Annotated in this window: 22 protein-coding genes and 1 pseudogene; 13 read left to right on the forward strand and 10 right to left on the reverse strand. The window is 65.3% G+C overall.

Annotated elements, in window-relative coordinates; all coding sequences use genetic code 11:
• Window positions 1–176: 176 nt before the first annotated feature.
• The gene (locus tag B9C99_RS11730) at window positions 177–1,313 is read left to right on the forward strand and encodes a Rieske 2Fe-2S domain-containing protein (RefSeq protein ID WP_088897943.1); all 1,137 of its coding nucleotides are present in this window, start codon (window positions 177–179) and stop codon (window positions 1,311–1,313) included.
• A 36-nt stretch (window positions 1,314–1,349) separates the two neighbouring features.
• Here B9C99_RS11730 and B9C99_RS11735 read toward each other — a convergent pair whose 3' ends face one another.
• On the reverse strand, window positions 1,350–1,937 hold the full coding sequence (locus B9C99_RS11735; RefSeq protein WP_088897944.1) for a TetR/AcrR family transcriptional regulator: 588 nt from the start codon (window positions 1,935–1,937) through the stop codon (window positions 1,350–1,352).
• 108 nt (window positions 1,938–2,045) lie between these two features.
• Between B9C99_RS11735 and B9C99_RS11740 the strand changes: the two genes are divergently transcribed.
• Entirely contained in the window at window positions 2,046–2,834 is a 789-nt protein-coding gene (locus tag B9C99_RS11740; RefSeq protein ID WP_088897945.1) for an SDR family NAD(P)-dependent oxidoreductase, read from the forward strand.
• Here B9C99_RS11740 and B9C99_RS11745 read toward each other — a convergent pair.
• The 4 genes from B9C99_RS11745 to B9C99_RS11760 all read right to left on the reverse strand — a co-directional run bounded on the left by B9C99_RS11745 (window position 2,816) and on the right by B9C99_RS11760 (window position 6,608).
• Window positions 2,816–3,598: an IclR family transcriptional regulator gene (locus B9C99_RS11745; RefSeq protein ID WP_088897946.1), complete on the reverse strand. Its 783-nt coding sequence runs from the start codon at window positions 3,596–3,598 to the stop codon at window positions 2,816–2,818. The genes B9C99_RS11740 and B9C99_RS11745 overlap by 19 nt on opposite strands.
• A gap of 71 nt (window positions 3,599–3,669) precedes the next feature.
• Complete coding sequence (locus tag B9C99_RS11750; protein ID WP_253250049.1) at window positions 3,670–4,335, reverse strand: IclR family transcriptional regulator; 666 nt, start codon at window positions 4,333–4,335, stop codon at window positions 3,670–3,672.
• A gap of 159 nt (window positions 4,336–4,494) precedes the next feature.
• A complete protein-coding gene (gene bphC / locus B9C99_RS11755) occupies window positions 4,495–5,406 on the reverse strand; it encodes a biphenyl-2,3-diol 1,2-dioxygenase (protein ID WP_016694848.1) in 912 nt (303 codons plus the stop codon).
• A gap of 29 nt (window positions 5,407–5,435) precedes the next feature.
• Window positions 5,436–6,608 (reverse strand): acyl-CoA dehydrogenase family protein, encoded by a 1,173-nt coding sequence (locus B9C99_RS11760; RefSeq protein WP_088897947.1) that lies wholly within the window; start codon window positions 6,606–6,608, stop codon window positions 5,436–5,438.
• Between the two features lie 286 nt (window positions 6,609–6,894).
• Between B9C99_RS11760 and B9C99_RS11765 the strand changes: the two genes are divergently transcribed.
• From B9C99_RS11765 to B9C99_RS11785, 6 genes and pseudogenes are all read left to right on the forward strand, one after another.
• The gene (locus B9C99_RS11765; protein WP_088897948.1) at window positions 6,895–7,425 is read left to right on the forward strand and encodes a nuclear transport factor 2 family protein; all 531 of its coding nucleotides are present in this window, start codon (window positions 6,895–6,897) and stop codon (window positions 7,423–7,425) included.
• Between the two features lie 27 nt (window positions 7,426–7,452).
• A pseudogene (locus B9C99_RS25565) lies at window positions 7,453–7,602 on the forward strand (hydroxyquinol 1,2-dioxygenase); the annotation flags it as partial.
• A 478-nt stretch (window positions 7,603–8,080) separates the two neighbouring features.
• Window positions 8,081–9,610 (forward strand): sugar transferase, encoded by a 1,530-nt coding sequence (locus B9C99_RS11770; RefSeq protein ID WP_088897949.1) that lies wholly within the window; start codon window positions 8,081–8,083, stop codon window positions 9,608–9,610.
• A 124-nt stretch (window positions 9,611–9,734) separates the two neighbouring features.
• The gene (bsh, locus tag B9C99_RS11775; protein WP_016694855.1) at window positions 9,735–10,706 is read left to right on the forward strand and encodes a choloylglycine hydrolase; all 972 of its coding nucleotides are present in this window, start codon (window positions 9,735–9,737) and stop codon (window positions 10,704–10,706) included.
• Window positions 10,707–10,878: 172 nt separating this feature from the next.
• Complete coding sequence (locus tag B9C99_RS11780; RefSeq protein WP_225623633.1) at window positions 10,879–11,943, forward strand: MBL fold metallo-hydrolase; 1,065 nt, start codon at window positions 10,879–10,881, stop codon at window positions 11,941–11,943.
• Between the two features lie 106 nt (window positions 11,944–12,049).
• Complete coding sequence (locus B9C99_RS11785) at window positions 12,050–12,487, forward strand: SRPBCC family protein (protein WP_088897951.1); 438 nt, start codon at window positions 12,050–12,052, stop codon at window positions 12,485–12,487.
• Here B9C99_RS11785 and B9C99_RS11790 read toward each other — a convergent pair.
• Together B9C99_RS11790 and B9C99_RS11795 are read right to left on the reverse strand one after the other, a co-directional pair.
• Entirely contained in the window at window positions 12,478–13,596 is a 1,119-nt protein-coding gene (locus B9C99_RS11790; RefSeq protein ID WP_088897952.1) for an ATP-binding protein, read from the reverse strand. The genes B9C99_RS11785 and B9C99_RS11790 overlap by 10 nt on opposite strands.
• The gene (locus tag B9C99_RS11795) at window positions 13,593–14,279 is read right to left on the reverse strand and encodes a response regulator transcription factor (RefSeq protein ID WP_088897953.1); all 687 of its coding nucleotides are present in this window, start codon (window positions 14,277–14,279) and stop codon (window positions 13,593–13,595) included. The genes B9C99_RS11790 and B9C99_RS11795 overlap by 4 nt, the downstream gene beginning before the upstream one ends.
• A 190-nt stretch (window positions 14,280–14,469) precedes the next feature.
• Between B9C99_RS11795 and B9C99_RS11800 the strand changes: the two genes are divergently transcribed.
• The 4 genes from B9C99_RS11800 (at window position 14,470) to B9C99_RS11815 (ending at window position 20,409) form a co-directional block, all read left to right on the forward strand.
• On the forward strand, window positions 14,470–15,117 hold the full coding sequence (locus B9C99_RS11800) for a DUF305 domain-containing protein (RefSeq protein ID WP_172414931.1): 648 nt from the start codon (window positions 14,470–14,472) through the stop codon (window positions 15,115–15,117).
• Window positions 15,118–15,165: 48 nt separating this feature from the next.
• Complete coding sequence (locus tag B9C99_RS11805) at window positions 15,166–17,214, forward strand: heavy metal translocating P-type ATPase (RefSeq protein ID WP_088897955.1); 2,049 nt, start codon at window positions 15,166–15,168, stop codon at window positions 17,212–17,214.
• A 280-nt stretch (window positions 17,215–17,494) separates the two neighbouring features.
• Window positions 17,495–18,934 (forward strand): sugar transferase, encoded by a 1,440-nt coding sequence (locus tag B9C99_RS11810; RefSeq protein ID WP_088897956.1) that lies wholly within the window; start codon window positions 17,495–17,497, stop codon window positions 18,932–18,934.
• Window positions 18,935–19,488: 554 nt separating this feature from the next.
• Complete coding sequence (locus B9C99_RS11815) at window positions 19,489–20,409, forward strand: SDR family oxidoreductase (RefSeq protein ID WP_064257532.1); 921 nt, start codon at window positions 19,489–19,491, stop codon at window positions 20,407–20,409.
• Window positions 20,410–20,479: 70 nt separating this feature from the next.
• On the opposite strand, the gene B9C99_RS11820 is transcribed toward B9C99_RS11815, so the two are convergent.
• The 3 genes from B9C99_RS11820 to B9C99_RS25855 form a co-directional block, all read right to left on the reverse strand.
• Window positions 20,480–20,857 carry a hypothetical protein gene (locus B9C99_RS11820; RefSeq protein ID WP_253250050.1) on the reverse strand — a complete coding sequence of 126 codons (378 nt, stop codon included), beginning with the start codon at window positions 20,855–20,857 and terminating at the stop codon, window positions 20,480–20,482.
• Window positions 20,858–21,120: 263 nt separating this feature from the next.
• Complete coding sequence (locus B9C99_RS11825; RefSeq protein ID WP_253250051.1) at window positions 21,121–21,927, reverse strand: aspartate dehydrogenase domain-containing protein; 807 nt, start codon at window positions 21,925–21,927, stop codon at window positions 21,121–21,123.
• 182 nt (window positions 21,928–22,109) lie between these two features.
• Window positions 22,110–22,979 carry a helix-turn-helix domain-containing protein gene (locus tag B9C99_RS25855; RefSeq protein WP_172414925.1) on the reverse strand — a complete coding sequence of 290 codons (870 nt, stop codon included), beginning with the start codon at window positions 22,977–22,979 and terminating at the stop codon, window positions 22,110–22,112.
• Window positions 22,980–23,209: 230 nt separating this feature from the next.
• Here B9C99_RS25855 and B9C99_RS25570 point away from each other — a divergent pair, with 230 nt between their 5' ends.
• Window positions 23,210–23,623: a hypothetical protein gene (locus B9C99_RS25570; RefSeq protein ID WP_143543555.1), complete on the forward strand. Its 414-nt coding sequence runs from the start codon at window positions 23,210–23,212 to the stop codon at window positions 23,621–23,623.
• Window positions 23,624–23,625 lie beyond the last annotated feature (2 nt).

Genomic DNA, 23,625 nt, shown 5'->3' on the forward strand with positions numbered 1-23,625 from the left:
CTACGTGATGCGCTGTGAGGCACTCGACCGCACGGTGGACGAGGCGGTGTCCGACGGGGTGATCCGGACCGGCCACCGAGTCGACCCTGCCATCGCTCCTCTCGCTTCCACGGAGGCAGTCACCTCAGCCCGGTGACCGCCGTTCGCCTTCACCCCTTGCCAGCCCAGGAGAAACCATGACCGTCCCCCAGGAGCGGATCGAGATCCGCAACATCGATCCCGGTACCAACCCCACCCGCTTCGCGCGCGGATGGCACTGCATCGGCCTCGCCAAGAACTTCCGTGACGGAAAGCCGCATCAGGTCAAGGTGTTCGGCACCGACCTGGTGGTCTTCGCCGACACGGCAGGAAAGCTGCACGTGCTCGACGCCTTCTGCCGGCACATGGGCGGCAACCTTGCGCGCGGCGAGATCAAGGGCGACACCATCGCGTGCCCGTTCCACGACTGGCGCTGGAACGGCCAGGGTCGTTGCGAAGCGGTGCCGTACGCGCGCCGCACGCCGAAGCTCGGCCGTACCAAGGCGTGGACGACGATGGAGCGCAACGGCGTTCTGTTCGTCTGGCACTGCCCGCAGGGTAGTGAGCCCACTCCCGAGCTCGCGATCCCCGAGATCGAGGGCTACGAGGACGGGCAGTGGAGCGACTGGACGTGGACGACCATCCACGTCGAGGGATCGCACTGCCGTGAGATCGTCGACAACGTCGTCGATATGGCGCACTTCTTCTACGTGCACTTCCAGATGCCCGAGTACTTCAAGAACGTCTTCGACGGGCACATCGCCGGCCAGCACATGCGCTCCTACGGGCGCGACGACATCAAGACCGGTGTGCAGATGGATCTGCCGGAGGCGCAGACGATCTCGGACGCCTTCTACTACGGTCCGTCCTTCATGCTCGATACGATCTACACGGTCTCCGAGGGCACGACCATCGAGTCGAAGCTGATCAACTGCCACTACCCGGTCACGAACAACTCGTTCGTGCTGCAGTTCGGCACGATCGTCAAGAAGATCGAGGGCATGTCCGAGGAGCAGGCCGCCGAGATGGCGAAGATGTTCACCGACGGTCTCGAGGAGCAGTTCGCCCAGGACATCGAGATCTGGAAGCACAAGTCCCGCATCGAGAATCCGCTCCTCACGGAGGAGGACGGCCCGGTCTACCAGCTGCGTCGCTGGTACAACCAGTTCTACGTCGACCTCGAGGACGTCACGCCGGACATGACGCAGCGTTTCGAGTTCGAGGTGGACACCTCCCGTGCGCTCGAGTCGTGGCACAAGGAGGTCGAGGAGAACCTCAGCGGTTCGGCGGAGTGATCCGATGATCCGTCCCGCCGTACGCGGCGGGGCGGATCATGTGTCGCGTCGGCGGAAGCCGTCGACGAACAACGACACGATGGTGCGCGAGAGATCGGCGAGGGTGCGGTTCGGTCCGGGCCGGTACCAGCGGGAGGCATGCCAGACCGCGTCGTAGATCAGTTCCCGGAACGCTTCGGGATCGATGTCGGTGCGGAAGACCCCTTCCGCGATGCCGTCCCGGATGGCCTCGCGCCATGCGACTTCCATGGCGTCGGCAGAGGAGACCATGTCGGCCTCGACGACGCGCTCGCGCATGTACTCGCCTTCGCGTCGCCAGATGGAGGTCGCGCCGTGATAGTCCTCGGAGGTCTCCAGCGCGATCTGTGTGAAGGCCTCGAGTCGCTCGACCGGCGGTAGCGACCGGGCGAGCACCTCGCGGCACCGTTCGTTGAGGTCGGTGATGTACTCGCGGATGAGCTCGGTGACGATCGCTTCCTTGGACGGGAAGTAGTGGTAGAGCGCTCCGGAGTAGACACCGACCGCATCGGCGATCTCGCGGATGGTGGTGGCGGTGACACCCTTGCGGGCGAAGATCTCCGCCGACCTGTCGAGTATCTGTCTCTTACGCTCCTGCGGGTCCACCGTCGTCCTCTCGTAAGGCCTGGGTGAGGCCTGTTCCGGACCGTATTCTGCCACATTCATTGATCAACCGATCAATGGAGTCCCGTCCCGACGTCTTCAGGAGTATGCATGGCCGTGACCCGCATGGACCCGATCGTTCCCACCACCCCCCTCGCGGGTGGCACCGCCCTCGTGACCGGCGCCGGCCAGGGCATCGGGCGAGGGATCGCACTTGCGCTCGCCGCGGCCGGCGCCTCGGTCGCCGTCGTGGGGCGCACCGCGGAGACGATCGGTGCCACCGCGGTCGAGATCGAAGCTCGGGGCGGCCGTGCGGTGCCGTACGTGTGCGACGTGACCGACGCGGCGGCCGTGGAGGCGACCGTCGCGGACGTGGTGAAGGAGTTCGGTGGTCTGAACATCCTGGTGAACAACGCGCAATCCCCCGCTCCGGGAACGTTGCTCGAACTCGACGAAGCCGTGTACCGCGACGGGATGGAGTCCGGCCCGACCGCCACCTGGCGGATGATGCGGGCGTGCCACCCGCACCTGCGCGGCGGTGGTTCGATCGTCAATCTCGGATCGGCGGCCGGTATCCGGTGGAACCCCTCGGGCACGGGTGGATACGCCGCCGCGAAGGAAGCGATCCGGGTTCTCACCCGCACCGCCGCCTGTGAGTGGGCGGCGGACGGGATCCGCGTCAATTCGATTCTTCCGCTCGCCGATTCGGTGGCCATGCAGGAGTGGGCGGAACGCGAGCCGGACGAAGCTGCCGCATACGCGAGTTCGATCCCGCTCGGTCGACTCGGTGATCCCGAGACCGATATCGGGCCCGCGGTCGTCTTCCTGTGCAGCGAGGCGGCCCGCTACATCACGGGTCATTCGCTTCCGGTGGACGGAGGTCAGGCGCTGGTGCGCTGAGCCATCGGCCGGCCGAGGTGTGGCTGGGAATCGGCCGGGGACAGGGAGCGCCAGACGGCCCGTGCCGCGAGCCGGACCGGGGTGGCCAGGCTGACGGTGTCGACGATGTCGACGGGTCCGGTCACGGACAGCGCTCCCACGCACATCTGCCCGTTTCCGATCGGCGCCGCCACGCATGCGATACCCGGCAACGATTCCCCGCACTCGTGCGCGACGTGGCGTTCGCGGATACGTGCGATCTCGTTGCGGGAGAGCAAATTCTCAGCCCTCGGAGCAGTGGCGTACGTGCATCCGGTCGCAGGATAGGCGGCGTGCATCCGGGTGTGGGCCAGAAGGGCCTTTCCGAGTGCGGTGCGATGCGCCGGCTGCCGTCCGCCGATGCGCGAGGGGAGTGCGACCGGTCCGCGGCCGACCTTGTCGACGTAGCGCACATCGCCACCTTCGAGAACCGCCAGGTGTACGACGAGACCTGTCGCCGAGTGCAGGTCGTGCAGGACGGGGTGGGCCGCTCGGTGCAGGCGGTCGTGGTTCCTCGCCAGCGCGCCCCACTCGAGCGGTGTGCGTCCGAGCGCGTAGGTCTTGCCGCGCTTGCTCACCCAGCCGTGCTCGGCGAGCTGGGTGAGCAGCCGGTGGGTGGACGAGCGGGGCAGGCCCGTGCGCGTCGACAGTTCGGAGAGGGTGAGGCGATCGCCGGTGTGGAACTCGTCCAGGAGCCCGGCCACGCGGGCGATGAAGGCGTTGGAGAAGTCGTCGGTGTGTGTCATGGCATCCTCACGATGTGCCGGAACCGATCCGTTGATCGGTTGATCAACGGGGCTGTGGACAAGGCGTGGTGTCACGCGGTCAAGGTCGCTTCCAGGTGGTCGGCTGCCCGACGCAGCCGCCGGGTCGCGTCCTCGCCGAGCGCCTCGACGGGGCCGGCAAGTGAGAGTGCGGCGATCTCCCCGTCCCCTGCGGCGAACGCGGCGACGGCGTGCCGGAAGCATTCACCGCCGTACACGACACCACCGGCGAGCGTGTATCCGTCGGGGCCGCTCAGCGCAGGATGGTGCCCGTCGCGTCGGGCGAGCAGCGCCAGGCCGGCGACGGTGTCCTCGGCGGGGCGCCGCTGGCCCGCCCAGGTGGTGTCGGTGAACTGCGCGCCGCTCACCTTCTCCAGGTAGACGACCTGGTCGTCGTCGAGAACGGTCAGGTGGACGGCGAGACCGGTCTCGCGGTGCAGGTCGTACATCGAGCGGAGGGCGGCGCTGTGGATCCGGTCGTGTGTCTGCGCGAGGGCGCCGAGCTCGACGATCTTCGGGCCGAGGTGATAGGTGGTGCCGCTGCGACGCATCCATCCGACCCGCACGAGCTGGAGAAGCATGCGATGGGCCGACGAGCGGGGGAAGCCCGTTCGTCGGCACAGTTCGGTGAGGGTCAGTCCGTCCGTGTCGCGGAACGGTTCGAGCAGAAGGCCGACGCGGTCCATGACGGACGAGGGGGTGGGGAGGACTTCGGACATGGTCTTCTCCGTGGCGTGTCGTTGATTGATCGACCGATCAATGAGTATCTACGACTGTAGCGCCACTCGGAGCTCTGCGGAAGAACGAATTTCAAGACCGACGAAAAATGCACCGCGACCGGAAGTCGCGGTGCATTCGTCGGACAGGCCCGTGGGATGTCAGGCAGTGGGAGGCAGGAACGCCTTCAGCGGCTCGGATCCCGACTGGTCGTGGCCCCAGTACGCATCCGCCGTGATCTCCTCGGACGTGTAGTGACGCTCGTCGACGAGCATGCCTTCGGTACCGAACTCGAGATCCCAGCCGCCGGGTGCGCGGACGTAGAACGAGATCATCTTGTCGTTGGTGTGCCGGCCGAGCGTCGACGAGATCGAGAAGTCGAGCTTGTTCACCCGATCGAGGGCCTGGCCGACCGCGTCGAGGGTGTCGACCTCGGTCATCAGGTGCACCAGGCCGGGCTCCTCGTTCGGCGGAGCCGGGCACAGCGCAAGGCTGTGGTGGCGTTCGTTGATACCGAGGAAGCGGACCCGCACGAGGCCGTCCTCGTCGAGACGGATCGAGCCGCGCGGCAGGAAACCGAGAACCTGCGTGTAGAACTCGTACGTCTCGGCGAAGTTCGCCGTCGGCAGCACGACGTGACCCAGGCCGAGGCCGCCGGTCACCCAGCGTCCGCCGAACCGCGTCACGACCGGGCTGTGGTCGAGAACCGGCCCGAAGAACACTTCGAGGCGGGTTCCGGCCGGATCCTCGAACGCGATGGCGCCCTCGGCGTCGATGTAGGTCGCTTCCTTGTGCGAGAGCACCTCGACGGTGCGTCCCGACTTCTCGACGGCCTCGCGCACTCGCTGGAGCGCGAACTCGTCACGCACCTCCCAGCCCACGGCCAGGGCCTTGTCGGAATCGCCGGGCAGCACCTGGATGCGGGAGCGGCGCTCGTCGATGCGGGCGTAGAAGCCGTCGGCCTCGGGGCCGGTTCCCTCGGCCATGCCGAGCCCGTCGAGGAGCAGGGCGCGCCAACGCGGCACGTCCTGCGTCTGGATGCGGAGGTAGCCGAGACCTCTCAGTTCAGTCATGTCATCGTCCTCGAAAGTGAAGGGGGGAATCAGATCATCGCGCGGTAGGGACCCTGCGGGTCGCCACCGAGCTGCGTCAGGGCTGCGGAGTGGTAGATCAGGCCGGGCACGTGGATGGCGTGGGTCAGGCCGACGTGTGCGTCGCGCCAGAAACGCTGCATCGGCGTCTTCAGGTGCACCGCGGCACCGCCGGCACGCGCGAAGATCTCGTCCATCGCCCGCACGGCCCGCCACGCGGCCGAGATCTGGGTGCGACGTCCGATGGCGCGCTCCTCGAAGCTGATCTCCTCACCGCGGTCCGTCTTGTCCCAGAAGCGGTCGACGGTCTCGAGCAGCGCGAGCCGCGACGCGGAGATCTCGGCGGCCGCCTCGCTGATCGCGAACAGGACGTACGGGTCCTCCTTGATCGGAATGCCCGAAACCTGGACGCGCTCCTTCTGCGCTGCGACGTAGCAGGCCAGTGCGCCCTCGGTCATGCCGATCAGCGACGCGGTGATGCCCAGCGGGAAGATGTACGAGAAGGGGAACTTGTACAGCGTCTCGTCGCGACCCGCGTGGCGCCAGCCGTTGCCGCTGAGCACGATGTCGGCGTCGAGCGTGCGGTGCTCGGGGATGAAGGCGTCCTTGATGATCAGGTCCTTCGAACCCGTGCCGCGCAGGCCGATGACGTTCCAGCTGTCCTGGTCGATCTCGTAATCGGAGCGGGGAAGCACGACGTGCAGCACCTTGCCGGTACGGTTGCCGTCCTTGTCGCCGACGGCGGCGCCGATCATGATCCAGCCGCAGTGGTCGGTGCCGGACGAGAACGACCAGCGGCCGTTGAGGATGTATCCGCCGTCGACGGGCACCGCGACACCCATCGGTGCGTACGGCGAGGCCATCCACATGTCGTTGTCCTCGCCCCAGATCTCCTCCTGGGCCTTGGGGTCGAAGAAGGCGAGCTCCCACGGATGAACGCCGACGATGCCGGCGACCCAGCCCGTCGCGCCGTCGAGTGCACCGAGCGCCATGATGGTCTCGGCCGCCTCACGCGGGTGGCCTTCGAAACCGCCGTACTCTTTCGGCTGGAAGGTGCGGATGATGCCGGAGTCACGCAGGCGCTTCGCGGTGGTGTCGGTGAGGCGCATGAGCTTGTCGCCCTCGACACCCTCGGCGCGGATCTCGTCCGCGTGCTGCATGATCCTGTCCAATACCTGACCCATGACGGTGACTCTTCCTGGGATCGGCTGCTGTGAGCCGGGACTGTGTGGGAGGGGGTGCTCCGCGTAACGGAGCGACCTGCGCTGTGCAGGTGTGGCGTATCGAACAGTCCCAGCCCGTGATGTGATCGCGCACCGATGTTTCCGTTGAACGGGACATCCGGGCAAGACGGATGGGGTCCGCCCCCTTCGGCGGGCCGGCTGTTGTTCCGATCAGCGGGACGTTGCAGGAGATTGCGTCCGACGGCCGGTAGACAGGCCGGTGACCGCCTGCTCCGGAAGGATCGCCATGACCGAGACCACGGCCCGCCCGATCAGTGATCTGACTGCGGCCGAACAGCTTCTCGCCATCCACGAGATCCAGCAGGTCTTCGCAGCTCGGCTGCGGGTGATGGACACCAAGCAGTGGGAGCTGTACCCGACTCTGCACACCGAGGACGTGGTGAGCGAGACGTGGGGCGGACTCCCCAGCGACAAGCAGCCCCGCACCGGTGAAGAGGCCGGTCGCGTGGTGGGTCGCGAGGCACTCACCCGCGCCATCAGCAACTTCCTCGACGGGTCTGTGTCGATCACCTCGGCGCACTACGGTCACTGCCCGGAGATCGTCCTCGAATCCGCCACCACAGCCCGCGGCATCTGGGCGATGGAGGACCAGCTGTGGTGGGACAACGACGGCGTCGAGGAGTCGCTGCACGGGTGGGGTCACTACCACGAGGAATACCGCAAGGTCGACGGTGTCTGGCTGATCTCCTACCGCAAGCTCACCCGCCTGCGCGAGGTGCACACGCCGGGCTTCTTCAGTTTCCTGAAGGGACTCTGAACGACGCCCGTCAGGGATGGATTCTTCGGCGACAGCGTTTTCGGCGTGAAGGACTCGCTCGTCAAGGAGTTTGCGCAGCAGTCGCCGGGCACGCCGACGCCGGACGGACGCGATCTGGGGGACCGCTCCTGGGCGAAGGCCCGGTTCGACATCGTGCTCGCGCCCGGGGGCGTCTGACCCCCACAGGTTGACGCGGTGTCTTCGGTTGGTGAGCCCACCTCCCGTGCGAGTCGCATCATCTCTCCGCCAACTACGTGCGGACTCTTGGTGTTTCGTGAACTCGCAGTAACAGTATTCGCTGCTGTGGCTCTGGCGGCCGGGTTCGTCGGCCTCTGAACCCTGGACGAGAGCGTTACGTAAAAGTGATTGTCGTCACTTTCGGTTTTTCTGGCGTTCGGGGCAACATGCAGGTAAATGCGCTCGAAGCCCAAGAGATTCAACCGAACACAGGACACAACCCCACGACCGTCTCGGACGATGGCTCTGGATTTCCCGGCTGATCTGCGACAAGACTTCAGTTCACACGTAACGCTCAGCTATTTCTCAGAGATAGTTCGGGTAACGCTCGCTCGAGTCCGGTTCCAACGCCGGGGCTGGACTCGTCGGGAAAGTTTTGTCTCGGGGAGGAGACACCACTTATGGGGAGGACTGCGGGATGACGACGGTCGATGATCGAGGGGTCGACCCGTTCGACGCTCCGCGGGGTGCACAGAACCGTGCCCCCGCGGACGCGTCGCCCGGCACCGGCGTCAATCGGTGGAAGTGGCAGGACGTCTACGTCAAGCGGCTCTACGTCACGGACGCGATTGCCGTGGTGCTGTCCGTGTTGCTGGCGCAGTGGGTGCGGTTCGGATCCGAGGAACTCTTGCTGGCCGGGGAGGGCGCAGCACTCGAGTACTCGTTGACGTCCGCGACCATCATCGTCGCGTGGTTGGGCGCTCTGAGCCTGTTCCGCACGCGGTCGCGTCGCGTGATCGGTGCCGGCTACGACGAGTATCAGCGAGTCATTTCGGCGACGCTCGCCATGTTCGGCACCATCGCCATCATCGCGCTCATCGCCAACCAGCAGATCGCGCGCGGCTTTCTTGCCATCGCGTTGCCGGTGGGTCTTGCCGGTCTGTTGCTGTCGCGGTGGTTGTGGCGGAAGGTGATCGCGCGTAAGCGTGCTCGGGGTGAGTTCCAGACGTCGGTGCTGGTGGTCGGTGGTGCGCGGGCGGTGCGGCACATGGCGAGCACCTTCTCCCGTAAGGACGGGGAGGGTTACCGCGTCGTCGGTGTCTGCGTGCCGCGTTATTCGGGTGCGGCCGGGGATGTGATCGATGTCGACGGCCGGGAGATCACCATCTACGGCGACGAACACTCGGTCGTCGAGGCACTCAAACTCTCGGGGGCGGACACGGTGGTGGTCACCGCCACCGAAACCCTGGGCAGCGATGGTTTGCACGATCTGGTCTGGCAGCTCGAGCCGCTCGACACCGACCTGGTGGTCGCCACGGGTGTGGTCGATGTAGCCGGTCCGCGGATCGAGATGCGCCCGGTGGCCGGTCTGCCGTTGATCCATGTGGAGAAGCCGAGCTATCACGGGGCGAAGCGGTCGGGGAAGCGGATCTTCGATCTGGTCTTCGCCGGCGCGGCGCTGGTGGCGTTGGCGCCGGTGTTCGCGGTGGTCGCGCTGTTGATCAAGCTCGAGGATCGGGGTCCGGTCTTCTACAAGGCCGAGCGCATCGGTATCGATGGCACGCCGTTCGGGATGATCAAGTTCCGGTCGATGGTCGCCAACGCCGACACGATGGTCGACACCCTGTTGGCGCAGAACGAGGGTGCGGGTCCGTTGTTCAAGATGAAGGACGACCCCCGCGTCACCCGTATCGGCAAGATCATGCGCCGGTTCAGCATCGACGAGTTGCCGCAGTTCCTCAACGTCATTCGCGGGGAGATGAGTGTGGTGGGTCCGCGTCCGCCGTTGCGGCGTGAGGTGGAGGCCTACGACGGTCGGGTCAAGCGTCGTCTGCTGGTGCGTCCGGGTGTGACCGGGCTCTGGCAGGTCAGTGGCCGGTCGGATCTGTCGTGGGACGAGTCGGTGCGGCTGGATCTGTCGTATGTGGAGAACTGGTCGATGGTCTCGGATGTGTTGATCATCGGTAAGACCGTCAAGGCAGTGCTCGCCAGCGACGGCGCCTACTGAGCAAGCGCGAAGAGAACGGCCTCGGAGTTCGACTCCGGGGCCGTTCTCGTATGGGACCGTCCGAACCGCCATGCGTCCACGCATATGCCGATACCGTGGGACGAAACAGTCCGGAGGTAGCCGCATGTGCACAGCCGCCAACTACACCGCCAAGGACCACTATTTCGGCCGGAATCTCGACCTCGAATACTCCTACCGGGAAGCGGTGACGGTCACGCCGCGGAACTTCCCGTTCGAGTTCCGTAAGGTGCCGCCACTGAAGACGCATCACGCCATGATCGGCATGGCGACGGTAGCTGAGGGTTATCCGCTCTACTACGACGCGACCAACGAGAAGGGCTTGAGCATGGCGGGGCTGAATTTCCCCGACAATGCCGACTACAAGCCCGTTTCGGAGGACGGGACGAACGTCGCGTCGTTCGAGTTCATCCCCTGGGTGCTCGGACAGTTCGAGACCGTCGCGCAGGTGCGGGACGCGCTTGCGGACGTGCGCATCGTCGATATCGCGTTCAGTGAGGAGTTCCCGCCGTCCCCGCTGCACTGGATCATTTCCGACCGGGACGAGTCCATCACCGTCGAATCCGTCGCCGAGGGCTTGAAGGTCCACGACAACCCGATCCAGGTCCTGACGAACAACCCGACCTTCGACATCCAGTTGTTCAACATCAACAACTACATGAGTCTGTCGGTCGATCCACCCGAGCCGCGCTTCTCGAAGGAGATCCCCTTCGATACCTACAGTCGCGGCCTCGGTGCGGTGGGGTTGCCGGGAGACCTGTCCTCGATGTCGCGTTTCGTCAAGGCCGCCTTCACCAAGGTGAATTCGGTATCGGGCGACTCGGAGTCCGAGGCGATCAGCCAGTTCTTCCACATCCTCGGTTCCGTGGAACAGCAGCGGGGATGTGTTCGGCTCGAGGACAAGTACGAGATCACCATCTACTCGTCGTGCTGCAACACCCACAGGGGCATCTACTACTACCGCACCTACGAGAACAGTCAGATCACCGGTGTGGACATGCACAAAGAGGATCTCGACGGGAGCGAACTGGCGTCGTATCCGCTGGTGAAGAGCCAGCAGGTCCTCATGCAGAACTGACCGCAGCTCGATCGGAACGGCCTCGGGGTTTCGACTCCGGGGCCGTTCTCGATCTCCGACACCCAATCGTGATTTGACTTTCCGCTGTGATGACCCGCACAGTATGTACGCACAGCGTTCACTATGTACGCAGTGCGTACAAAATCTCTCGTTCCCTTGGAAGGAACCTTCGGTGTCACGACGCTCATTCGAATTCGGCCGGATCCGCACGGCGGCAGTAGTGGTGTCGGGTGTTCTCGCGCTCGCACTCACAGGCTGCAGCTCCGGTGAATCTGCAGCTCAGGAGACACCCGCAGCCCAGGAAACGACCGCGTCGGATGGTTCGCCCACGGACTCCGCTCACCCGGCCTCCGAAGCTCCCGCCGAGGGCGAGATGCGTGTGACGCTGCTCGGCACGGGCAGCCCGGTGCCGAGCACTGAGCGCTACGGCATGTCCACGCTGGTCCAGGCCAACGGACTGAACCTCGTCTTCGATGCGGGACGCGGAGCCACGGTGCGCCTGACGCAGGCCGGCGTGCCGGTCGGTCAGGTCGATGCCGTCTTCCTCACCCACTTCCATTCCGACCACATCAACGGTCTGTCCGACCTCTGGATGAGCAGCTACGTCCCGGCGCTCGGTGGCCGCGAGGGCGCCTTCCAGCTCTACGGACCCGTCGGCGTCCGGAACATCGGCGACGGAATGCAGAGCACCTACCGCAACGACATCGACGTGCGCGTCGCAGACAAGGAAGTGGATCCCGCGACCACGCCGATCGAATCGCACGAGTTCGCGGAAGACGGCGTCGTCTTCGATCAGGACGGCGTCACCGTCACTATGTTCACCGTGGAGCACGATCCGGTCGGTGCCATCCAGCCGGCGGTCGGCTATCGCGTCGACTATGCGGGCAAGTCGGTGCTCATCAGTGGCGACACCGTTCCCACCGAGAACGTCCTGAAGTTCGGTGAAGGCGTCGACGTGCTGGTGCACGAGGTCGCCGACTTCGAGGATCCGTCTGCGCTGCCCAGCGTGTACGCGCACCATACGAACCCGCAGCAGGCAGGCGACATCTTCGAGCAGACCCAGCCGAAGATGGCCGTGTACAGCCACATCGTCAACGGCATCCCCGGCCGCGTCCCCGGGATCTCCGAGGAGACGCTCGTCGAACGCACCCGGGAGAACTACGACGGCCCGCTGACCGTCGGCACCGACCTGATGACCTTCCTCATCACCGGCGACGAGGTGCGCGTCGACAGCTGATCGACAGCGCGGCCCGAACCCCGCCGGCACCGTCGGCGGGGTTTCGGCGTGGGGCATCCGGGGTCATCTGGTGGATGTACCGCGTTTCCGACGAGGAGGACCCGACATGGCGGCCAGCGTCTCCGATCGATTCGACATCGAGGCCACACCCGAGCAGGTGATGCGCGCCCTGAAGGATGTCGAGCGCATTCCCGAGTGGTCGTCGGCGCACAAGAGCGTCGAGGTGCTCACCCGGGATGACGACGGCCGGCCGCTCCGGATCCGCATGACCCTGTCGCTGCTCGGCTTCTCCGACACCCAGACCATCGAGCATTCGTGGACGGAGAGTTCGACGTCGTGGACGCTCGTCGACAGCGCGATGCAGCGCAGCCAGGACGGTGAGTACGCCCTCGAACAGATCGCGCGCGGCACCCGGGTGCACGTCACCATGTCGCTCGAACCGAAGGTTCCGGTTCCCGGCTTCGTGCTGAAGCGCGGGCAGAAGCACGCGGTCGAAGCGGTCCGGAAGGGGCTGACCGAGTTCGTCCTGTCCAATTACGCCTGACTCGCCGTCGGCAGTTCCAGAGTGAACCGGGCTCCGCAGCCCGGTCCGTCACTGTGCGCGTGGATGCGACCGTCGTGGGCTTCGACGAGTGCCCGCGCGATCGTCAGGCCGATGCCGCTGCCGCCGTGATTCCGGTCGCGGGCGGTGTCCGCGCGGTAGAACCGGTCGAAGAGGTGGTCGAGGTGGTCGGGCGCGATACCGGCGCCCGTGTCGGTCACGGTGATCTCCGTTCGGCCGCGGCCCAGGATGCGCGTGGCGACGGTGACGTTTCCTCCTGCCGGTGTGTGCCGTAGGGCGTTGTCCAGCAGGTTCGCCAGCACCTGTCCGAGCCGGTCGGGATCGACCGTCACCGGCGCAGATTCGACGACCTCGGCCTGCAACGTCACGCCTTTGCCGTCGTACTGCTCGCGCACCGCGTCGACTGCCGTGGCGACGAGGGTGCCGGTGGTCGTGGGCACCCGATGGATGCGGGTGAGGTGCTCTTCCGCCCGGGAGACCGCGGTGATGTCCTGTGCCAGGCGGTTCAGCCGGTGGGTGGCGGCTCGCAGAATCTGCCGGGTGTCGTCGTCGAGAGTGCGGACGCCGTCCTCGAGTGCTTCCAGATAGGAGTCGAGTGTGGCGATGGGTGTGCGCATTTCGTGCCCGAGGTCGGCGAGCATTCTGCGCCTTGTGATTTCGGTGGCTTCGAGGCGTCGTGCCAGCTCGTTGAAACTGGTTGCCAGTTCGTCGAATTCGTGGCCGAGCTCGGGGCTGGGGACGCGGGTGTCGTAGCGACCTCCGGCGATCTGTGCGGTGGAGGTGGTCACCGTGTCGAGCGAACGCTGGATCCGTCGCGCGATGTACCAACTGACCGCCGAGGCCAACAGCACCGCGATCGCGACCGCCAGACCCCACGCGAGGACGATGGCCCAGGTGAAGGCTTCTTCGACGTGGGCGGCCTGGCTCGAATCGTGATCGATGCCCGCTTGTCCTAGATGGTCGTGGAAGATCCCGGGAGCGAGAGCGGACGCGACCAGCCATGCGCTGACGGCACATCCGACGACGACGGCGACGAGCGCGAGGAACAGGCGGGTGCCGAAACTCGTCGCGGTGGGGGAGCGGGACGTCATCGTCCTGTACCCATCCGGTAGCCGACGCCGCGGACGGTGCGCACGAAACGTCCCTGGTTCGCATCGTCGCCGAGCTTGCGGCGCAGATGGCCGATGTGCACGTCCACGAGGTGGTCGTCGCCGACCCAGTTCTGTCCCCACACGGCCGCGATGAGCTGCGCCCGGGTGAACACGACTCCTGGGTCCTGCGCCAGGGCAGCGAGGATGTCGAACTCGGTGCGGGTGAGCGCGACCGGTGTGCCGCGCACGGCGACCTCCCGTCCGTCGACGTCGATGGAGAGATCGCCGAACACGCGGTCCTGCCGGCCCGTAGAGGCTGAGATCCGTGCAGTGGTCCGGGGACGACGCAGCATGGCCTGGATGCGGGCCATCAGTTCGCGCGGGCTGAACGGTTTCGTGAGGTAGTCGTCGGCTCCGACGGACAGACCGATCAGGGTGTCGACTTCCTCGGTGCGCGCGGTGAGCATCACGACGTACGCGTCGGAGAAGGTGCGCAGCTGCCGGCACACCTCGACACCGTCGAGTCCGGGGAGGCCGAGGTCGAGCACCAGGATGTCGGGGTCGACCTGCCGCGCGAGGGTCACGGCCTCGGATCCGTCGCCGGTGATCGTCACGTCGAAGCCGTCGCGTTCGAGATACGAACCCACGAGCTTTGCCAACGACTCCTCGTCCTCGACGACCATGGCTCGCATCCGGCCGGTCGAGCTCGGGGCGGGTGCGGATCCGCCGGATGGTCCCGTCGGGCGAACAGAGGAAGGCATGGCATCCATCATCACCACCCGCCGTGGTGCTGACGATGTGCCCGCACTTCTTGAGCAAATCTTCATGAGATCTCCACCGGAACCCGGGAGCGCACACGCGAGGGTGGATGCCATGAACAAGAAGGCTCTGGCCGCCGGTGCGATCGCGCTGGCAGTGGCATTCACGACGTCTGCGTGCAGTGATTCCAGTGGTAACGAAGCAACCACGGCGACCGCCACTTCGGCCCCGACATCCGCCGAGGCGAACTCCGCGCGGTTCGACCAGGACGATGTGATGTTCTCGCGCATGATGATCCCGCACCATACGCAGGCCATCGAGATGAGCGACATGCTGCTGGCAAAGGACGGCATCCCGGAGCCGGTGAGGGCGCTGGCCGAGCAGATCAAGGCCGAGCAACAACCCGAGATCGAGCAGTTCGAGGCATGGCTCGAGGAATGGGGCATGCCGCCCATGCACAGGGAGGACACTCCCCGGATGGACAGACTCGACATGCCCGGCATGCCGCACATGGGCGACATGCCACACATGGACGGGATGATGAGCGAGCAGGACATGCAGGCACTGTCCGACGCGCAGGGTGTCGACGCGGCCCGCCTGTATCTGGAGCAGATGATCGTCCACCACGAGGGGGCGATCGAGATGGCGCAGGACGAGATCGAGGACGGGCAGTACCCCGATACCGTCGAGCTGGCCCGCACCATCGCCGACACCCAGCAGAAGGAAATCGACACGATGCGTCAGTTGTTGACCACTCTGTAGCCGATCCGCGTCGCGGGTTCGTCCCGCCGGCCGAGTCAGGAGCTGTCGATGTCCCAGCAGGTGCACGAACACACCCACGAGCACGCCGGCCACGATCGTCACGCGGGGCACGGCACGCATGGCGAGATGTTCCGGCGACGGTTCTGGGTCAGCCTGATCCTGTCGGTGCCGGTCGTGGTCTTCAGCCACATGGTCGCCGAGCTCTTCGGTTATCACCTCCCGGATGTTCCGGGCGTCGAGTGGATCCCACCGGTGCTGGGCACCGTCATCTTCTTCTATGGCGGCGTGCCGTTCCTGACCGGCGGCTGGGCCGAACTACGTTCCCGCCGACCGGGGATGATGCTGCTCATCGCCATGGCGATCACGGTCGCCTTCGTCGCGTCGTGGGCCACGACTCTCGAGGTCGGCGGTTTCGACCTGGACTTCTGGTGGGAACTGGCGCTGCTGATCGTCATCATGCTGCTCGGCCACTGGCTCGAGATGCGGGCGCTGGGTTCGGCCTCCGGAGCACTCGAAGCGCTGGCCGCGATGCTGCCCGACACCGCCGAAAAGGTCACCGACGACGGTGTGGTCGAGGTGCCGCTGCACGATGTGGCTCTCGACGATGTGGTGCTCGTGCGCGCGGGCGCACGTGTGCCCGCCGACGGCACGGTCATCGACGGGACGGCCGAGGTGGACGAGTCGATGGTCACCGGTGAATCGAAGACGGTCACCCGCGACGTCGGCGACACGGTGGTCGCGGGCACCGTCGCCACCGACAGCGCGCTGCGGGTGCGGATCACGGCGGTGGGGGAGGACACCGCGTTGGCGGGTATCCAGCGCATGGTCGCCGATGCCCAGGCGTCCTCGTCCCGCGCGCAGGCCTTGGCGGATCGCGCCGCGGCATTCCTCTTCTACTTCGCCGCGATCGCCGGTGCTCTCACTTTCCTCGTGTGGACGTTGCTCGGCAATCTCGACGAGGCCGTGGTGCGTACCGTGACCGTCCTGGTCATCGCCTGCCCTCACGCGTTAGGTTTGGCGATCCCGCTGGTGATCGCCATCTCGACCGAACGTGCGGCTCGGGCGGGTGTGCTCGTCAAGGATCGGTTGGCGCTCGAACGCATGCGCACCGTCGACGCGGTGTTGTTCGACAAGACCGGCACCCTCACGCAGGGCAGGCACGAGGTCACCGGTGTTGTCGCGACGGCGGGAACGGACGAGGATCATCTGCTCGCCCTGGCAGCAGCGGTCGAAGCCGACAGCGAGCACCCGGTCGCGCGAGCCATCGTCGCTGCCGCCCATGCCCGCGTGCCGTCCGCCGAGCGAATGGCGGTGACGGACTTCCGCTCGTTGCCCGGCCGAGGCGTGCGTGGACTGGTTGACGGAGTGGAGGTGACGATCGGCGGACCGTCCATGCTGAGCTCCCTGCAACTGTCGGTGCCCGACGACGTCGCCGCTGTCACCGACGGATGGGTACGACGTGGCGCATCGGTGCTGCACGTCGCCTCCGACGGGCGGGTACTCGGGGCAGTGGCACTCGAGGACACCGTGCGCGACGAATCCCGCCAGGCCGTCGACGCGCTGCATGCGCGCGGCGTGACGGTCGCGATGATCACCGGTGATGCCCAGCAGGTGGCCGACGCCGTAGCTGCCGATCTGGGCATCGACGAAGTGTTCGCCGAAGTGCTGCCGGAGAACAAGGATGCAAAGGTCGCCGAATTGCAGAAGCGCGGGCACACCGTCGCGATGGTCGGCGACGGCGTCAACGACGCGCCTGCCCTCGCGCGAGCCGACGTCGGCATCGCGATCGGAGCGGGCACGGACGTCGCGATCGAGTCGGCCGGTGTCGTCCTCGCGGCGAACGATCCGCGAGCGGTGCTGTCGATCGTCGAACTCTCGCACGCGAGCTATCGCAAGATGTGGCAGAACCTGCTCTGGGCAACCGGATACAACGTCGTCGCCGTTCCGCTGGCAGCCGGTGTGCTCGCTTTCGCCGGTGTCGCGATCTCCCCGGCCGTGGCTGCGGTGCTCATGTCGGCGTCGACGATCGTCGTCGCGCTCAACGCCCAGACGCTCCGGCGCCTCGATCTCGACCCCGAGCACGCTACCAACGGATAAGTTTCTCGATAACTTCCTTTTTGTTGTCGCGCGCACGCAACAGTTCTGTGAGACGATCTCAATCGCATAACGTATCGGGGCCGCTACGGAGGACGCGGCTTCGATATACGGGGTTGTCGGCGTCCGAGTGCAGGGAGGTGCTCGAGCGTCGAAGCGTCTCGGGGAGGAGGCACACTATGAGGGTTCTTCCGTCATGACCACAGTTCGTCCCGCGAACTACGATGCTGTGCACAGCATTTCACGTGTCGATGCCGGTACCGGCGCTCCGGCCGGTAATCGGATGTCCACCAGGTGGGGCTGGCAGAAGTCCTACGTCAACACTCTGTTCGTCACCGACGCTCTGGTCGTCGTGCTCGCCATTGCGCTCGCGCATGTGGTGCGGTTCGGTCAGGACTCGCTCGTCACCATGGACGGCGTCGGAACATTGAGTTACACGCTCGTCTCCGTCGCATTCGGCGCCGCGTGGATCGCATTTCTTTCTCTGTTCCGTACACGGTCCAGGCGGGTGATCGGCGCCGGCTTCGAGGAATATCAGCGCGTCGTTTCGGCGACGCTCAATCTTTTCGGCCTCGTAGCCATCGTGGCGCTCATCTTCCGGATGGAGCTCGCCCGCGGTTATCTGGCCATCGCTCTGCCCGTCGGTCTGGCGGGTCTGCTGTTCTTTCGGTGGGTCTGGCGGAGGGCCGTCGCACGTCGGCGCCGGAAGGGCGAGTTCACGACGTCGGTGCTGGTGGTGGGCGGTGCTCGCGCAGTTCGTCACATGGCCAGCACGTTCCAGCGTCGTAGCGGTGAGGGTTATCGCGTGGTGGGTGTGTGCGTGCCGCGGTATTCCGGTGTGCCGGGCGAGAGCATCGATGTGGACGGTCGGCAGATCCCGATCCACGGTGACGAGAACACCGTCGTCGAAGCGTTGCGTGCTTCGGGTGCCGACACCGTGGCGGTGACCGCCACTGAGACGCTCGGCCACGAGGGCATCCGCGACTTGCTGTGGCAGCTCGAACCCGAGCGCGCCGATCTGGTGGTGGCGACCGGCGTCGTCGACGTCGCGGGTCCGCGCATCGAGATGCGCCCGGTGGCCGGCTTGCCGCTGATCCATGTGGAGAAGCCGAGCTATCACGGTGCGAAGCGCAGCGGGAAGCGTCTGTTCGACCTCGCGTTCTCGCTCGCCGCGCTGCTGTGCCTTGCTCCGGTCTTCGCTGTCGTCGCGCTGCTCATCAAGCTCGAGGACGGCGGCCCGATCTTCTACAGGTCCGAGCGCATCGGCCTCGACGGAACTCCGTTCGGAATGATCAAGTTCCGCTCGATGGTGCAGAACGCCGACAAGCTGGTCGACCAATTGCTCGATCAGAACGAGGGCGCCGGCCTGCTCTTCAAGATGAAGGAGGACCCGCGCGTCACCCGTGTGGGCCGGGTCCTGCGTCGGTTCAGCCTCGACGAGTTGCCGCAGTTCATCAACGTCGTGCGCGGCGAGATGAGCGTGGTGGGTCCGCGTCCGCCGCTGCGCCGTGAGGTGGAGAGCTACGACGGCCGGGTCAAGCGTCGCCTGCTGGTGCGTCCCGGTGTCACGGGCCTCTGGCAGGTCAGCGGTCGCTCGGATCTGTCGTGGGACGAGTCGGTGCGTCTGGACCTGTCGTACGTCGAGAACTGGTCCATGGTCTCCGACGTTCTGATCATCATGAAGACCGTGAAGGCGGTCGTCGCCAGCGAAGGCGCGTACTGATCTTCGGGCGAAACAGTCCTCGCCCCAAGATCAACTTCGCGGTAGTGTCTCAGGCTGTCGCCGTCCCCTGCACGGTGACATCGAACCCCGCCGGAAGGTTACTCGCATGGCCTTCCGGCGGGGCTTCTGTTGTCTGTGGGCACACTTCTTCTGTCTGTGGGCACACTTCTTCTGGCCCGAGTAGGTCTTATGCCTCCAGCGGCAGGGTGAATTCATCGGGTGATATCCGGCCCGTCAGGCTACGAAACACGAAGTTGGACCGTTGTCCAACTTGTGCAGTGGATTGTGTTCGTGCTCCTCGGTTGGGTTGTCGTGTCGATCGCCGTGGCCGCGATCTTGGGGCGAATCATTCGGGCTCGTGACCAGCGCGAGGTCCCGCCACCGTTTCCCGAAGACGGTGATACGCGATGGGAGGACGCCGGTTGAGCCGGTGATAGCTGCCTCGACGGTCTTCGGGCATCCGGGGGCGTTTGCGAGGCGGGTCCGGCGGGAAGCCGACTGTCAACGAGATCTACGCAGTTCGACGACTCCACCGATGTACAGGACGGTATTTCATGCCTGAGGAAGACGTACACACCACTAAGACCGATCAACTGAAGTTTCAGGATCCGACCACTCGCTACCCGTCCATCTCACCTCCCAAGCAGGATCAGCCCGAGCCGGGACTCGACGCCGACATGGTGCCCAAGGCCGACATCGGCGAGTTCTCGTATCGAGGCACGGGCCGGCTCGAAGGACGTAAGGCACTGATCACCGGTGGTGACTCGGGCATCGGCGCTGCTACGGCCATCGCCTTCGCGCGGGAGGGCGCCGACGTCGCGATCTCGTACCTGCCGGATGAGGAGCCCGACGCGAAGAACGTCGCCCGCATCATCAGCGAGAGCGGCCGTAAGGCAGTCACCCTCCCGGGTGATCTGACGGATGCCTCGTTCTGCTCCGAGGTCGTGAACCAGGCGGTCGAACAGCTCGGCGGGTTGGACATCCTGGTCAACAATGCCGGCAAGCAGATCGCGGTCGAGGGACTCGACGACCTGCCCGACGATCAGCTCGAGCAGACCTTCCAGGTGAACATCCTCGCGATGTTCCGCACCACGCGTGCGGCATTGAAGCATCTGCAGCCGGGTTCGACGATCATCAACACCACGTCGATCGTGGCGTACCAGCCGTCGCCGGCGTTGATCGACTACTCGTCGACGAAGGCCGCGATCAACAACTTCACGAAGAACATGGCGACCCAACTGGCGGAGAAGGGCATCCGTGTGAACGCGGTTGCGCCCGGGCCGATCTGGACGCCGTTGCAGCCCTCGGATGGTCAGCCGAAGGAAGAGCTGCCCGAGTTCGGCCAGAACACACCGCTCGGACGTGCGGGGCAGCCGACCGAGTTGGCGCCGGCCTACGTGTTCCTGGCGTCGCCGGAATCGAGCTATGTGGTGGGTGCGACGATCCACGTCAACGGTGGGATGCCGTCGCCGTAGAACGAGCCGTAATCAACGAGTCGTGCGCGCCAGTGAATCTCCACTGGCGCGCACGACTCGTTCTGGAGTTTCAGACTGCGCTGGATACAGCGTGCCGGTAAGTGCTTCCCCGGGCTGCCGAGATCGGCACGACAGAAGCAACGTCGGCCGAGGTTTCCGCCAGCGCGGCGAGGATCTGCTCGGGGCCGGCGCATGTGCTTGCGCACGTGATCCCTCGAGCACGGAGCTTCTGAAGAATGAGCGCTTCGGCGGCGGTGCAGTAGCCGTCGAGGATGTCCTCGGTGAGGATCGCATAGTCCACTTCGCCTTCGAAAGCGGTGGTGGTCTCGATGCCTGCGAGGTCGAGGCGCTCCTGCAACTCTGTCCACCGGTCGAGTGCGACAGCGTTTGAGGGAGTGCCGAGGAAAAGTACCCGTGCCGGTCGGTCCGAAAGCGATGATGTCGTCACAGGCTGCTCCAGGGTGCGAGTAGGTCAGGTGAAACCGAATTGCCACTCCCGGTAGGGAGTTACACCTTCACCTGCGAAATGTGTTGTTTCACACTGTGTACAGGACTCGTTCACCCTCCGCTACCCGGGCAACTATCAGGAAACACGAATGTGACAGAAGCGGTTACGATTCCGCCCGGACGCGTGGGACTTTCGTCCCGAAATTCTGGTCCAAACACGCGAAAGCGACTAAATTCTCCTCGAAACGTCGGGGCCGGCGTCGGCTACGACCTATGGGGAGGCCCGAGCACGACCGCGCCGGGACCGATCCCAAGCGGTAGCGCAGCAAGAACCTCGATCACCGACCAGGCAGTGATCGAAGACGTCCGTCCACTCGACGCCGGGTCGATCGTGTTCTCGAATGTCAGCTCGTACCGGCCGAGCGGCGACTCCCACGCGACGACGTGGCGCGTGCTCGCAGCGGCAGGGTCGGCAATGACCACCACCTCGACCCGATCGAGCCCGAGCGTCGCGAGAGCGAGAGCCACCGACGAGTTAGAGGTTCGCGGAAAGGCCAGCGCAGCCTCTCGGGCAGATCCCCTGAAAACGGTGCGTTCTGCGTCCAGACGTTCTTCGATCCCGAGAGCACTGGGTCGCTTGATCGTCGTGTGGGTCAGGCGGGCGTCAACTGTTCCTGCTCGTGTCGCTGCGGCCAGAACATCGAAGCCGCCGATCGCACCCGTCGGGAGCAGTACACGGCCTGGTCCGGAGCCGAACGATTCCACCTCGAAGTTGCGCTCGGCGAAGACGCCACACGAACAGACGATGATGTCCTTACCGCGTTTCACCACTTCGGATAGCACTGTCCGAGCGGCGTCGACCGTGGCAGCTTCGACCACGATGTCAGCGGCGTCGAACGCAGCAGCGGCTTCCTCAGGGCTGCTTCGTGAGTTCAACACGGCCGTGAGGCTTACGTCCGGCACCGAGCCGGCGTGCAGAGCGTCGATCACCGTCTGTCCGATCGCGCCGGTCCCAACCACGCACACTGATATCGGATGACGCTGGATCTTCTCGGGTGCCAGTTGCCTCACATCCTCTGCGGCATGCCGCCGCTCGTCTCCACGAAATACGGGCTCATGGTACCGAGAGAAGGAATCGGCGATGTCCGATTCGCGACGTCGTCGTATCGCTCGCAGCACCACTCAAGGGATCGGAATGCGTTGCTATGAGTGCAACTACGGCGCCAGCGCACTGCCGACAGCGGCAAGTGCGCTTATGCTGCCAAGAGCATCGTCTCCTGGGGTGAAGTGGCAATCCCGTGCGACGTCACTTGGCGGCATGGGCATCGCACTGCACGTCCGAGTTCGTCGTCGGGCAACCAGCCATATTCGTCGCATCGATCGCATCGTGGCGGGAGTTTCGGGCGGGGCGGTTGCAGCGACTGCCAGATCGGGATCCAGGCCGCTGCGGAGCGAGCCGGGTCCCACGGTCGATGACGTTCGAGCGCGGCACGGACGAGAGCATCTACGCCGTGAGTGTCGATCGATTGCTCGACGAGGGTGCGCTTCGCCGTCGTCAGGGTGTCGAACCGTGCAGACAGGCCGGCCCGGCGGCACGCCGTGGCCAATCGGTCGATGGGAGATGGCTGCTGCTCACAAGTTGCATCGCGGGTGTGATGTGTCGGGTGGGGGAGTGCAGCAGGTTCATTTGTTGGTTCAAGAACGGTTCGGGTGACCGGGGTGTCATCCCGCTCGGTCGTTCCTGTCACCCCGTGGCGCGTCGTCTTGTCACCTCGTTCAGGGATGCGGGGTGACGGCATGTCACCCCGCTTCATCGACAGGTTGTAGAGAACTGGGCGACGGTCTTCGCGAGGGATCGTCGCTGCAATTCGCGCTTGATCGCCTTTTGAGATGAGGCCGAGAGCGGCGAGCGCCTTCAGACAACGCTGTACCTGACGCTCGCTGATGCGGGCGTACCCCGCGAGCTTCCGCACGGATGGGTACGCATCCGCGCCATGTCGGGACGCGTGATTGGCGAGACCGAGGAGTACCACTGTCAGGGCCGACGCCGAGGGCATGCCGGGAGGAGTAGGGGACGGAATTTCGGCGCGTTCGAGCGCCCAGGTGATTGCTTCGATGCTCACGATGTCACCTGCACATGAGTATGCTGACGCATGTTCGACTCCTCATTAGTCGGACATCCGGCCCGTCGCGATGCCAGTCGCGGCGGGCCATCTGTTTTGAGTTGTTCGCACACCCGTTCGGGTGTGGTTGATCATCTTGGCATCGGGACCGACGGGCGTCAACGGTCTCCACCATGGACGACGCGTCTTGGGGAGGTGCACATTGTCCCCCGTTCGGATGAAAAACATGAGTGATTCAAGAAAGTGACGTAACGGAAGAATCGGACGCCGCGAAGATGCAGTGTCAGTGCATCTCCGATTGGGGTTCCATGAGTGAGCGTCCATTAGTCGACCATGCGGCCGACACGATCCAGTTCCAGCGCGTCGATGACCGTACGTTACGCCGCCACGCCCGTGCGTCTGTCGGACTCGGGGTCGACGGTGAGGACCGGTTGCGATCGTCGGCCGGTCGTCCAGCTTCGAAGCGGGTCGTGTTCAAGGAGAGGAATGGCCCAAATTTGTGGCTTATCACCGCGATCGTGGCGTTGATGACAGCAGTTGCGTTGTTTGCCGCAGGCGTGGCCGTGAATCAAGCTCGTGATTCGACACCGACGTATCAGTCTGTCTACGTTCCGGAGAACGTACTGGGCGGATCGCAGAAGTAGCT

This window comes from Rhodococcus sp. BUPNP1 (genome assembly GCF_002215235.1).
GTDB lineage: Bacteria > Actinomycetota > Actinomycetes > Mycobacteriales > Mycobacteriaceae > Rhodococcus.